Annotated in this window: 13 protein-coding genes; 2 read left to right on the top strand and 11 right to left on the bottom strand. The window is 50.8% G+C overall.

Annotated elements, in window-relative coordinates:
- A partial coding sequence (locus J4G02_16425; protein ID MCE2396145.1) for a hypothetical protein occupies nucleotides 1-1,179 on the top strand: 1,179 nt, incomplete at its 5' end.
- On the opposite strand, the gene J4G02_16420 is transcribed toward J4G02_16425, so the two are convergent.
- From J4G02_16420 to J4G02_16370, 11 genes are all read right to left on the bottom strand, one after another.
- The gene (locus J4G02_16420; protein MCE2396144.1) at nucleotides 1,176-2,462 is read right to left on the bottom strand and encodes an MFS transporter; all 1,287 of its coding nucleotides are present in this window, start codon (nucleotides 2,460-2,462) and stop codon (nucleotides 1,176-1,178) included. The genes J4G02_16425 and J4G02_16420 overlap by 4 nt on opposite strands.
- A 42-nt stretch (nucleotides 2,463-2,504) precedes the next feature.
- The gene (locus J4G02_16415; GenBank protein ID MCE2396143.1) at nucleotides 2,505-4,352 is read right to left on the bottom strand and encodes a glycoside hydrolase family 127 protein; all 1,848 of its coding nucleotides are present in this window, start codon (nucleotides 4,350-4,352) and stop codon (nucleotides 2,505-2,507) included.
- Between the two features lie 29 nt (nucleotides 4,353-4,381).
- Complete coding sequence (locus tag J4G02_16410) at nucleotides 4,382-5,251, bottom strand: acetylxylan esterase (GenBank protein MCE2396142.1); 870 nt, start codon at nucleotides 5,249-5,251, stop codon at nucleotides 4,382-4,384.
- Between the two features lie 36 nt (nucleotides 5,252-5,287).
- Complete coding sequence (locus J4G02_16405) at nucleotides 5,288-6,226, bottom strand: acetylxylan esterase (protein MCE2396141.1); 939 nt, start codon at nucleotides 6,224-6,226, stop codon at nucleotides 5,288-5,290.
- A gap of 93 nt (nucleotides 6,227-6,319) precedes the next feature.
- Nucleotides 6,320-7,144, bottom strand: coding sequence for a hypothetical protein (locus J4G02_16400; protein MCE2396140.1), 825 nt, complete (start codon nucleotides 7,142-7,144; stop codon nucleotides 6,320-6,322).
- A gap of 32 nt (nucleotides 7,145-7,176) precedes the next feature.
- The gene (locus J4G02_16395) at nucleotides 7,177-7,488 is read right to left on the bottom strand and encodes a phytanoyl-CoA dioxygenase family protein (protein MCE2396139.1); all 312 of its coding nucleotides are present in this window, start codon (nucleotides 7,486-7,488) and stop codon (nucleotides 7,177-7,179) included.
- Nucleotides 7,430-8,005 carry a phytanoyl-CoA dioxygenase family protein gene (locus J4G02_16390; GenBank protein MCE2396138.1) on the bottom strand — a complete coding sequence of 192 codons (576 nt, stop codon included), beginning with the start codon at nucleotides 8,003-8,005 and terminating at the stop codon, nucleotides 7,430-7,432. Before J4G02_16390 ends, J4G02_16395 begins: the two co-directional genes overlap by 59 nt.
- Before the next feature lie 77 nt (nucleotides 8,006-8,082).
- Nucleotides 8,083-8,799 (bottom strand): dienelactone hydrolase family protein, encoded by a 717-nt coding sequence (locus tag J4G02_16385; GenBank protein MCE2396137.1) that lies wholly within the window; start codon nucleotides 8,797-8,799, stop codon nucleotides 8,083-8,085.
- 51 nt (nucleotides 8,800-8,850) lie between these two features.
- Nucleotides 8,851-9,843 (bottom strand): ferrochelatase, encoded by a 993-nt coding sequence (gene hemH / locus J4G02_16380; GenBank protein ID MCE2396136.1) that lies wholly within the window; start codon nucleotides 9,841-9,843, stop codon nucleotides 8,851-8,853.
- A 13-nt stretch (nucleotides 9,844-9,856) separates the two neighbouring features.
- Complete coding sequence (locus J4G02_16375; GenBank protein MCE2396135.1) at nucleotides 9,857-10,933, bottom strand: uroporphyrinogen decarboxylase; 1,077 nt, start codon at nucleotides 10,931-10,933, stop codon at nucleotides 9,857-9,859.
- A gap of 8 nt (nucleotides 10,934-10,941) precedes the next feature.
- Nucleotides 10,942-11,244: a hypothetical protein gene (locus J4G02_16370; protein MCE2396134.1), complete on the bottom strand. Its 303-nt coding sequence runs from the start codon at nucleotides 11,242-11,244 to the stop codon at nucleotides 10,942-10,944.
- Between the two features lie 212 nt (nucleotides 11,245-11,456).
- Between J4G02_16370 and kdsB the strand changes: the two genes are divergently transcribed.
- On the top strand, nucleotides 11,457-12,194 hold the full coding sequence (kdsB, locus tag J4G02_16365; GenBank protein ID MCE2396133.1) for a 3-deoxy-manno-octulosonate cytidylyltransferase: 738 nt from the start codon (nucleotides 11,457-11,459) through the stop codon (nucleotides 12,192-12,194).
- The last annotated feature ends 154 nt before the right edge of the window (nucleotides 12,195-12,348 follow it).

Here is a 12,348-nt window from a genome sequence, read left to right as displayed (position 1 = left end):
CTCATGGGCAAAAGACCACACCCGACCTGTTATGCGGAAAGCGAAGATGGCATCTACTGGACAAAACCGGACCTCGGTCTCGTTGAACTCAACGGGTCAACAAAGAACAACGCAATCCTACGACACAACGGTCAGTTCTGCGCATTTGTTGACACGCGGCCGGGCGTCCCTGAAGCCGAGCGATATAAAGCGAACGGGCGCGATCAGCAGCAACCCAGCAGTCTAGTAGGTTATACGTCCGCCGACGGCATCCATTGGACCAAGTTGCGCGATGAACCGATTGTTCCGGTAGCTTTGGAAAACAATTTTGATTCTCAAAACGTGATGTTCTGGTCGGAGGTTGAGGGCTGCTATGTCCTCTACGCCCGCCATATGGTCAGCGACGCTCGCATTCGGTCCACAGCACGGGCAACATCAACAGATTTCATCAACTGGACCGAACAGACCCCAATGACCTTCAGCGATACCGGCAGCACAACCCCCTCACAGCATTTATACACCAACCAAACGCATCCCTACTTTCGTGCCCCTCACATCTACATATCACTCCCCGGCCGTATCCACTTCGATAGACCTGCGTTGACGGAAGCGCAGGCTGTGGAGGTCTGCCCAGATCCAGTCAGTGGCGGTAGGACAGACATCTCCGATGGCGTTCTGTTGACCACGCGGGCGGGCACAACGCGCTACGATTTCACGTTCAAAGAGAGTTTTGTCCGTCCGGGCATTGGTTACAACAACTGGACATCACGGACAAACTATCCTGCGCTTGGGGTTGTACAGACCGGTCCGACCGAGATGTCCCTGTATGTTCAGAGAGATTACGACCAGCAGACGGCACACCTTGATCGCATGACGCTCCGAATTGACGGTTTTGCTTCGGTAAACGCACCTTACACGGGTGGTGAAATGGTAACCAAGCCATTTACGTTTTCTGGAAAGGTATTGGAGATTAATTATTCCACCAGTGCAGCTGGAAGTCTCCGCATCGAAGTTCAGGAGGCGAGTGGAGTGCCTGTTCAAGGTTATGCCCTCGGTGAATGTCCAGAAATTATCGGCGACGAATTGGAGAGAATCGTTTGTTGGGAGAGAGGTAGCGATATCAGTAAACTGGCTGGAACCCCGATTCGCCTACGTTTCGCGCTAAAGGACGCAGACCTGTTTTCGTTACGCTTCCGTTAGTGGGATGCTTCGCTAGAACGCACTCTATCTTTCAAAAACATGACTAGTGGCAACGCAAGTAGCATCACTGCACCGTTTGCATAAAAGATGGCTTTCAGATCATAGGTATCGCCTACAAAACCCGCAAGATAAGGCGCGGTCGCAGAAGCGATAAAACTTAGGGTATAATGCAGCGCATAACCTCGGCTACGGAATTCCGCATTGAGCGTTGGGGCGGTTCCAACATAAATGACAGAGGAGGTCCCGTTTAACATAAACCCAAACAGCGGCAGGAACAGCACAAGAATCCATCCTGAAGGTACTGAAGGCAGCGTAAAGCAGCCAAGTATCATCAATAACTCTGTCAAAAGAATGATTTTTTTAATGCCCAATTTTTGAATCGGCATCCCGCACAGCAGTTTCCCCAGAGCACCGCCGAAAAATGTCAAGGACATCAAACCACCCACGGCACCCGCTTCAACACGGATTTTGATTAAAAATGCTAGAAACGTCGTAACAGCGGCTCGAATACCGTTATCCAAAAGTCCAAGGATGGAGTAGAGTGTAAACTGGGTTGGCTGTGCTATCCCCCAACCCTGAAACGTCCTCCATTTTGCGCGACTCCCTTTCTGTGCTTCCAGCTTCGGCGTGGTCTGTTTCCTTTTCGTACCGATATCTGCTCGAAAGAAGAAGATATACAAAACAGAGGCCGCAAGCCCAATCGTTCCTAACACCGCGCAGCTTGCCCCCCAACCAATCCTAATAACCAAGATGCCCGCTAAAGCTGGGAACAGCACCTTTCCAACATCGCCAAAGAAGTTCAGTGTGCTGATTGCCGGTCCCGCCTTTTCAGCCGGATAAACATTTGAGACAAGAGCGGTTCCTACGGGATGATATACCCCCCCACCTATCCCAGACGAAGATATCAGTATCAACGCTAAAGGGTAGCTGAACGCCAGAATCAACCCCATGTAACTCAGACTAAACCACGTCGTGCCTATGCCTAGGATCAAAATATCTCCGAGTCGTTCAGCGAGAATCCCGGCGGGGATCTGAGTCGCGCTTATCGCCCCATGGCTGGCGGTTTTAAGAAAACCGGATTGGCTGTAGGTTAGATTCAGATCTACTGCGATGAACGGAAGCAGGATGGATAGACTGGAGATGTAACCGTCGTTGATGATGTGAAGAACGCTGCACCACCATAGATATTTCTTCGGTTTCGTTGGGTTCGACTCCGGAATATTTACGGAATGATTGGGGGTTGAAACGGTCGCCTCCTTTTTAACTTGAGGTGTGCGTCGCAAAATAGTGGGGATCCTCATCGATTTTGTGATAGCGTCAGGCGGCTATTGGGGTCGTCCGCTACGTAGTGGATTATCCGGCGCAAAGCGGGTCACCCCGATCTGCTCTACCGGCAGCCATGAGCGATATGGAGATCCACCTTCACCTGCGCTGCCGAAGTCACAAAGCCTCAGTTTGCGACCGTCTGGAACGGTATACTCTACACGAACAACGGTTGGCAAGCTATCCTTATTGCTTATCAACCGTCCTTTGATCGCGGTCGCATCGACCGCAGGAATCTCATCGGGGTCCATCGTGTTAAGTCGTCGATCATAAGTCAACAGAATGGGACCGCGGTAGATGGAAACCTTTCCATCATACTCTTTTTCACCGACCCAGTAGTGAGGCGACATGTCCAGTTCAAGTTCGACCTTGTCCCCAACCTCCCATTCCCTGTCCAGTACAAGGTAGGTTGCCAGCGACACCGATTTCACGCGCTCACCGTTCAGTTTGACTCTCGTTTTGGAAGACCAGTAGGGAATGCGTAATTTCAGAACAAACTGTGCGGGGCGTGAAGGCGCAACGTTGAGCGTGATCTTTCCTGTACGGGGATACTCCGTTTCCTGCGCCAACTCAACAGTTACCCCCGATGATAACCGAGTTTTCATGGTTGAAGGTCCATACCAATTAAGTATCAGTCCACCTCTGCAGTGCATCAATGCCCAATCGCTGACCATACCCAACCCGCGGGGACCGTTGACACTACAACAATTCAGTTCAGGACTGCCCTCCCGCGCTTGAAACACGATGTCGTGGGCGCTAGCGCGGCGCACACCGTCCATCGGTGTGTTGTAAGTTACCCAACGTCCAGTGTGGGAATGCAGTCCGGTAACCGAGTTCAGAGTTGATAACTCGATCTCATCTGCGACGACGGGGTTTTCGGTCAAGCGAAGCATCTCCACGCTGGCAGCAATCCAAGCAATCGTACAACAGGTTTCGATTGCTCCTTGATGATACGGATTTCCTTGCGCCTTCTCGCCGGATGAGAAACCACCGTTATTGTGCCGGTCCAGCCTGACAATACTCCACCAGATCTGCTCGAAAGCAGTTCGATACTGATCTTCCCCAGTGATCCAGTAGAGTTCTGCCATACCCATAATCGGATGCAGACTCTCCCATCTGGGCTTCGGTGTTTCGTAGAATTCCCGTCCAGCAAGCCCACCCCGAAGGTAATCACCAGCGAGGGGGCCATCAGGTCCCTCTGCAGCGAATTGATCGACAATCTCAAGCGCCATGTTCAGATACCGCTCGGTTTTCGTCTCCCGGTGGAGGAGGCAAAGGGTGTGAATCACTGCCAAATTCATCTCTGTGCTGCCGGTATCTACCAATCGGTTGCGCGTATTCGCCAAAAACTTCTCACAGATCAGGTCTGCGATTTTAATTGCGCTATTAAGTGCCTTTTTATCCCCGCTCTCCTCATGCCAGAGGATTAGCCCCAGCATAATATGGTAGTGTCCCCAAGCATCCCAAGTATTTCCCCCTTTACCTCCGACGTTGGGTGCCTCACCTGTCAACCGACTCTCTTGGGGCCAAGGTCCCAGATAACCGTCCGTATCCTGGAGTTGAACAAGCTGATTCACAAAGCCTCGGATAAAGGTCTTCAGGTTTGCATCTTGGGTGAGTCGGAGGATCTGCACGGCACTAGTCAGATATTTGCCGGCGAACTCACCTGCCCAAGGCACCATATCGCGGAGCGGCTGCCGATCCCGATCTCGGAAGATCTCCAACATCGCCGGATTTGCCAAAGGCGCTGCCTTCAGCCACTGTTCCGTAACGCCGGTGAGATAATCGGCGAGGTGCCCCCCGAATGTATATGTAGTTTGAGGGATGCGACTACATTTTGGGTGTTTCATCCTGCTTCTCCTTCGGACTTGCACCTATGCTACTGCCAGTGTGCAGGAATGATAATGTCCTCAAAGCCAAATTGATCGGCGATCCACCGTTCCTGAAACATCCCGTCCTTATACGAAGAACGCTCACTCTGCCGGATATCAGTTTCACCGGCTAACGCTTCTTCTAATGGTGCAACCGCTTCTGGATTTCCCAAGAGCAGTGTCCGCGCTCGCACGTTGGGGGCAAAGAAAATTGGATCGAAATAGGAAAGCGTCCGCTTGACCTGTGCCTCCTTTTCTGGATATAAACGGAGATAATCTTCAATCTCGCCCGGTACTTGGTCGCCGGTGTTGTAAAAACTCCCAGGCGAAGCGACAACATGGGTCACTTCAGGTCGAAGTGCTGCTGTTAATAGCGGCATACCTTCCTGCTTAATTGCTGCGAGGCGGGAATGGTCCACTTCTGGGCGTGTCAGCAGGTAGTCGACAGCCCGCAACCAATCCGCAACAAACCCACGAAAGATTGAGGTTTCAGGCGCATCAATGCCCTCAGTCATCATGCCGGGAAACAAGCCCGCATACGGTTTGTCGGCATTCCGCTGTCCACGTCCAGCGGTTGAAAAAACGAGGAATCGCCCGCGTTTTTCGTTGGCGTCCCCTTGTGGTAGCGGATCCGCGACGCTGCGATATGCCGGACCAAGTAGCAAAGTAGGAAACGGTCCGTCCCCATGCGGAATGCTTAAATAGCCGAACAATCGATAAGGACCGATGCCGGTGAAACGCACCGTGTAGCATTCGCAATACTCTGTGGATCGAATCGGCAGATGTTCCTCTTCGGCAGCGATAGGTGTAACTTCCAGTTCATGGCAGACCTGCTGCCAATAAGCATCAAAATCTTCGGGTCGAGATGTATTAGACATAATTACTCCTGTGAAATGGGACTGATGAGGGATAAATCAGTAGCTTTGCAAATGGTTTTTGAAGAAATCTTTTAGGATTGGTCCATGATGAACGCTGCCGGCATCGTGACCATGTCCGTCGTAGGGGTAGATCTGCTTATCTTCAGAGGCAATGGTGTTAAAGGCGGCATAGCCTGTTTCTGGCGGACATACGTTGTCCTGTAAACCGATATAGACCATAATAGGACAGGTAATTCGAGGTCCAAAATTAATACCGTCGAAGTACGCTAGCGTGTCACGTACCGCCTCTCTCCGCTCAGGATAAAGCCGCAGATAGTCACTGATTTCTTGGTATGGATAGGTGCGTGTTAACTCAATAGAATCCATATATCCGCAAAGATATGGGCAACCAGCCGCAGCGGCACGGATTTCAGGACGCAGCGCCGCTGTGGAAATTGCTAATCCACCGCCTTGGCTACTGCCATTCACACCGATTCGCTCGCCATCAACCTCATCGCGCGAAAGCAAGAAATCGACCGTCCGAGCCGCATCAATATAAAAGCCACGATAGGTATAGGTGTTTCGATCAACTATGTTATGCGTCAATAGGCCTGGGTAACCGGGGTTAAATTGTTGGTTACTGCGGATCTTACCACGCGGAGCGACGGAGAATGCAGCGTAACCGTCCTCTGCCCATGACCGCGGGATGGGGGGATCTTGAAGGTAACCCGGCACCTGTACGATGGCAGGCAGTTTCCCTGACCTTTCACGCGGCACGGCATACCAGCCGGCGATGCGCACACCGTCAAGACTATCGTAGTGCACATCATAAACTTCAATCTCTGGTGTACTGCGTAGCGGCACCAACTCCACCGTCGCATTCAGCGGAATCTCCGCCGACTGTGCCAGTAACCCGTCCCAGAACGCATCAAAGTCATCGGGTCGCGTGACGACTGTACGATATTGGTCGGCAGGTATTCTCTCAGTTTGGCTCATTCTGTTCTCCTTCTATAAGATATTGTTGGTCGTTTTGCCAAGATAGCGATATGGGTCTTGACCAATGATGTTAACAAGCATGTGGAAAGCAGGCTAATATTCACCATTGGCATTCCAGCCGGGGTACTGTTCCTCCAAAGCCGCCAAGGTTTGCGGTGTGTAGTATGGATGCCCTGCCGGTGGAAAGCGAAAAACCTCACGCTCTTTCGCCGTCAACTTTCCGATGAACCGACTAAACACCGGATTCTTTCCCTTGTCCGTATAATGTCTAAATCCTTCCCAATAATTGTCGGCTCTGCCAATCCCAAATCCCCATGTGAAGCGTTGACCGTCCTCACGGAGATAATCGCTCGCAGAGTGCAACGTGTAATTGGTGAACATACACAGTGTTCCACCCTTGCAGATTAACGGTTCATACTTAGTTGTATCACGTCCATGTTCCTTGGCAAGTAGCCGCAGTGGGGCTTGGTCCTCATCAACATCTTCGAGATGTACCCAAAAGCCGAGTTGACCAAACTCGCGCAGCGTATCGGAGGGCGGCAGCAAGGAGTTATTTCCGTTGTCGATATGTAAATTAGCAGCGTCACTGCCTACACCACCCCCTTTGAAACCGGGATAGCGAGCGATCATACAACCGGCGCGAAAATGGATATGTTCTGTCTTGAGCCATTTTCGGGCAAATCCCCACGCCCGATAGTCAACAATGCCTCGCAGCAAGGCTGTCTCTGGCGGTGGGAAATCAGTAAGAATCGCACGGCCCGGCGGTGGGTCATCCTTCACCTCGTCCCATGTAGGAAGTGACCTTCGCTGTGCCGCTTGCATTTCGCGCAACCTTTCGCCTGTATAAAAGCCCGGAACGATAACGTAACCTTTCGCGTCCAATTCGTCAAGATGTGCGTCAGTCAGTTCTGCGGACATATCTTCTCCTCTCAATTGTTAGCACTTCGATGTCAAACCTCCATCACCCACGGAGTAGGTTCTGGGGAAATATCGTGCTGTTTTGCCCAATTAATTAAACCATCATTTGTCGCTCCCAGCAACTGTTTGCCAACGTCATCAACCTGTGCTAAGACAGTCTCATCGGGTTGGACAAGGCTCATTGCTTTGTGCGACCCGCCCATCCAGCGGTAAGCGTAGCCAAAGATTATCACCTTTGAGACACGATCTGTCAGGTTGGGGGCAGAAGTATGGAAGAGACGATTTTCAAAAAGGAAAGCATCTCCGGCATTGAGGCGGAGTTCGATCGTTCCGACAGGGTCCACTTCTCCTTTTGGAATAGGCAACGGGGTATTTATCAGATGGGAACCCGATGCGAAGAGCGTAAAGGTCGGTCAGGCAGTATCCTACTTTGATGCTGACACGCGGCACGTTTTTGTGGCACAAGTCTACGGCAAGGCCGCTGTCACGATGCCAGCCTCGTTGATTAGCAATTTCTTCGTCTGCCGGCTCTGGAAACTTATAGATAATCGCTGTTGTATGCAGTTGAATATTAGGGGACAGCAGTTGGGCAACCAGGGGGACCGTCGGTGATTGGGTCATCAGGGGATGAAAGTCCGGTTCTTGGACAATACCGGGACGTCTTTGAACGTAAGCCCCGTCTGCATCAAACGATTCGATTAGCCGGTCGCTTACCTGAGTGAGTTTGTCAATCATCTCCGGCGATAACACATCTGGGACGACCAGATAACCGTTTTCATCAAAAAATTGGCGTTGTACCCCTGTGAGTTTCACAAAGTCCATATGGTAAATTTTAGAATTACTTAGACACTCCCAATTCACAGCCAACCCCCTAAATCCCCCTTATCAGGGGGACTTTGCAAACTTCGCGAAGGTCGGAGTTATTGGTAAATGTTTACTTATTTATCTAATTCACCATAGTTGCCTAGGTGCCGGGCAAAGAAATCCAATGTCCGGGGCCAAGCGGCTGTCGCTGCTGCCTCATGGTGACGCTCGCCGGTGAAATCCATAAAGGCGTGCCCGGCGTCGGAGTATGTATAAAACTCATGTGCCTTGTTATGGCGTGTTAATTCAGCGTCGATTTTCTGCATATCTTCCGGGGAGGGATTGGCGTCCTCTTCGCCGAAATGGAACAGCAGCGGACAATTAATTTCGCTAGTGCGCTCAAACGGCGACGCTCCGCCTTCTCCCAAAGCCACCATGGTGTTGCCGCCATAATAAGCCTCAGCGGCTTTGAACTGTGGGAGGGCTGCTGCCATCAAGTATGCTACTCTACCACCCATGCAGAAGCCGGTGATGCCGAGTGCCTCGCTATTAACAGCACTATGGTTCTGTAAGAACGCTACGGTGGCTTGAACATCGGCGATCATCTCTGCGTCTATAAGCTCTCGTGGGCCTCGTGGGTCATCGGGTCCCAACCGGTGGTAGAGATCTGGAGCAGCGGCGACGTAGCCGGCTTCCGCCAACCTATCAGCCATTGCGCAGATGAACGTATCAACGCCCCCGGCGTGCTGAGCAACTACTACACCGGGAAAAGGTCCCGTGCCATCGGGGGTAGAAACGTAAAGTGCCATATCTTGGTTATCGACTTTGAGGGTTTCTGTAAACGATGACATGTTTTGCTCCTCCTTTTCTGTTTTCGCCTACGGCGCATATCGGTTTGGTGGTTATCCCACCGTTTGAAATTCTTCACACACGAGGTTTGCCAACATATTGATAAATTCGGGATGCTTGCCGACAGTGCCGGCACGAATAAAATTCATGCCACATGCCTCAGCGGTTGCTTTGGCTTCCAAATCGAGATCGTAAAGCACTTCGACATGGTCGCAGAGGAAACCAATCGGTGATACAATGACATCCTGAACACCCGCTTCTCTTTTCTCTTTAATTAGGTCGTTGATGTCAGGACTCGTCCACGGCACGGTTGGATTATCGGGTGCGCTCTGGTAAGCAATATCGAAATCGGTTCCAAGAACTTCTGCTACGGCTGAAGCGGTTTGACGAAACTGTTCGGGGTACGGGGAGGTCTTTGCGGCGACTTGGGGGATTGCGTGGGCGGTAAAAATCAGAGCAGCTTCAGCAAAACGTGATTCAGAAATGCCGTTACATGCGCTACGAATGCGTTCCGCGATGGCGTTGATAAAGCCAGAGTGTAGATGCCACAGATCTTCTAAATAGCAAATGTTTAGTGTTTGGTCGCCTACTGTTTCGACTGCGGCGATAACATCGTTCTGATAACGCTCCCAACTGGCTTTTGACCGATAGGCAGACATGATGATAACAAGGACGTTGCGGTGCTCCTTCTCAACCATCCTCGCTACCGTTTCATGGAGATATGGCGTCCAATTGCGCATCCCCACGTAGATAGGAGAATCAACGCCCCGTTTTCTGAGAGTATCTCCAAGCGCATCCGCCTGCTTAAATGTCAGTTCGTTAAAGGGCGAAAATCCGCCGAGTTTGACGTAGTGGCTCGCAACTCCTTTCACACGCGCAGCATTCGATGGCGCATTCCCTACGATTCCCTCGACAAAGCAGTGCGCTTCCCCAGGGCATGCTTCGTACTGCCGACAACAACCGGGGGTCGGTCCTCCAAAGCCAACAAGTAGGAGGCTATCGTATGCGCCCCTTGAGTTCCATTGAGAATTTGTATCCTTCTTCAACAGTTTTTGCCCCCTAATTCTGTGCCTCTTTCGCAACCTTCACAAAGTGCTGCACATTTTCAAACGGTGTGTCCCGGTGGAGCCCGTGACTGAGGTTGAGGATATGCCCGACCTTTCCACCCGCTTGTAGACAGTTGTTGACGGCGGTGGTAATATCATCACAGGTTCCATCTCGCAGGATTGCGTTGTCCACGTTCCCCTGAAAAGCGACTCTGCCCTTTGCTTCTTTCTGCGCTATTGACAAATCGACACACTTTCCGACACTCAAAACGTCAGCACCACTATTCAGCATCAGCGAGAGGTAGGAACACTCTTTGGCAAACAGGATGGAAGGTGTGCTCGGATCTAATGCCGCAAAGATCTGTTTGTGATACGGTTGGACAAAGGTTTCATATCTCGGTCGATCGATCTGATCAGCGATGGATTCAAACAGCTGGACAACCTGCGCGCCCGCCGAAATTTGGTAGTTGAGATAATGAATCGTCATCTGCGTTAAACGCTGCAGCAGTTCGTGAAATAGCTCCGGTTCTTCGTCCATCATCTGAAAAACGGGACGTGCAGCGTTTGAAACGCCTCCGCCCGCTGCCATCGGGCTGGTCCCTGCAACCATAAAAAAAGCGAGGGTCAACGGCGATCCTGCGAAACCAATCAACGGCAATTCTCCCTCTAACGCCCCACGCAGTCCGCTGATAATTTTCCCGGTAAACGCCATTTGTGAAGCAGGATTATCGAGGGGTTGTAGTGCCTCGATCTGGGATTGGGTCCGAATAGAAGAATCTAAGACGGGACCGGGGTCAAATCGGAAGTGTACGCCCATCGGGCAAAGCGGCGTGAGAATGTCTTTGTACACAATGATTGCATCAACCCCGATGCGCTTGGGTAAGAGAGAAATTTCAATCGCCCATTCAATCTCTTGATTGCTGGCTGGGCATGGTATCGTCCGAAATAACCGCTCTAACGGGAGATCGATTTTTTCTCTGAGTGCACGATACGCCGGATCTGAACGACCGGCTTGACGCATCATCCATACCGGAACCCGTTCTACCGGTAGGCGTCGAGCGGCGCGAAGGAGGAGGTCATTTTTAAGCATAACGTTCTCTACTCTTTCGGACGTCCTCTCAATTCAAGATATTCCCTCAGTTTTACGTAGCTTTTGATGTTTTTCATGATCCGACCACTTTCTCGTTCTTCAAGATAGAGAAAGAACCCCATCAGATATAGGCTAATCAGAAACAGTAGAAAACTAAGGAAGCATTGGAGGATAGCAAAATAGTTCGCTGTAAAATCTAATTTAGGCATCCCATCGCCCCACGAAACCGAAACAAAGCCTTGCCAGCCTGTGACACCCATTGATAAAAAAGCGATTGAGAGTACAAAAACAACGAAAAACTGTATGCCCATGGCTGACCTTTCTGGCAGGGATTTCAGGGCTAATAGTTAGATCACTGTATTATAGCATATCAATCATCCGTGGTAAAGGCTTCTCTACCCTGAAATTTCTAATGTTTTTCGTTGCACAAATAGCCAACCTGTGATAAAGTTTTATTCAAATTAGAAATGAGCCTTTAGCGGTAGACCCTGAGTCACGTAAACGCCAAGGAGAATTCAGAGCCGTGAAAATCGTTGGAGTTATTCCCGCTCGCTATGCGTCAAGTCGGTTTCAGGGCAAGGCGTTGGTGGACATCCTCGGCAAACCGATGGTGCAGCAAGTCTATGAGCGAGCGGCACGTGCCAAAACGCTGGATGCTGTCATCGTCGCAACCGATGATAAGCGAATCTACGATGCGGTTGTCGGCTTCGGTGGACAGGTGGTTATGACATCACCAGACTGTCCCACAGGCACTGAAAGGGTTGCGATTGTCGCTGAAACACTCGATTGCGATGTCGTGGCGAACATTCAGGGCGACGAACCGTTGCTGGAGCCGGTGGTTATCGATCAGATGATTCAACCGTTTCTCGATGACCCCAGCGTGGAAGTTAGCACATTGAAGCAACGAGTCGAAAATGATGCGGATTATCGAGACCCCAATGTCGTTAAAGTTGTGACTGACCTCCAGGGCTTTGCGTTATATTTTTCCAGAGCATCAATCCCCGGCAATCTCTCAAATCATTGGCTACAAGTTCACCCAAACTATCGACATGTGGGGCTGTACGCTTACCGTCGAGAGCGGCTCCTTGAGTTTACTCAATGGGAGAGAACGCCGTATGAGAGCGCCGAAGGACTTGAGCAGCTACGCTTCCTTGAACACGGTATCCGCATCCGCGTCGTTGAGACAGAGCATTCGTTGATTGGGGTTGATGTGCCCGCAGATTTGGAGCGGGTGCTTGAAATTCTAGAATCACGAGGGTAACGCAAATTGATTGCTTGAATCGCAATAAAGGGTAGGGGCAATAAACAGAAAGTCAATAACGACCTTGCAAGTGCCCTTGCTTATCAAGAAATCCTTTAGGTCTAAGACCTAAGCATTTATGCTTGGTATACAGATTGCTTTAGCAAGTTTAATC

The organism is Candidatus Poribacteria bacterium (assembly GCA_021295755.1).
In the GTDB taxonomy this organism is placed as follows: domain Bacteria; phylum Poribacteria; class WGA-4E; order WGA-4E; family PCPOR2b; genus PCPOR2b.
This window is presented reverse-complemented; position numbering and strand designations above follow the sequence as displayed.

Excerpts from the sequence above, each read along its gene's own strand:
- J4G02_16415 (MCE2396143.1), bottom strand. The coding sequence starts at position 4,352 with ATGAAACACCCAAAATGTAGTCGCATCCCTCAAACTACATATACATTC.
- J4G02_16410 (MCE2396142.1), bottom strand. The coding sequence starts at position 5,251 with ATGTCTAATACATCTCGACCCGAAGATTTTGATGCTTATTGGCAGCAG.
- J4G02_16405 (MCE2396141.1), bottom strand. The coding sequence starts at position 6,226 with ATGAGCCAAACTGAGAGAATACCTGCCGACCAATATCGTACAGTCGTC.
- J4G02_16400 (MCE2396140.1), bottom strand. The coding sequence starts at position 7,144 with ATGTCCGCAGAACTGACTGACGCACATCTTGACGAATTGGACGCGAAA.
- J4G02_16385 (MCE2396137.1), bottom strand. The coding sequence starts at position 8,799 with ATGTCATCGTTTACAGAAACCCTCAAAGTCGATAACCAAGATATGGCA.
- J4G02_16375 (MCE2396135.1), bottom strand. The coding sequence starts at position 10,933 with ATGCTTAAAAATGACCTCCTCCTTCGCGCCGCTCGACGCCTACCGGTA.
- J4G02_16370 (MCE2396134.1), bottom strand. The coding sequence starts at position 11,244 with ATGGGCATACAGTTTTTCGTTGTTTTTGTACTCTCAATCGCTTTTTTA.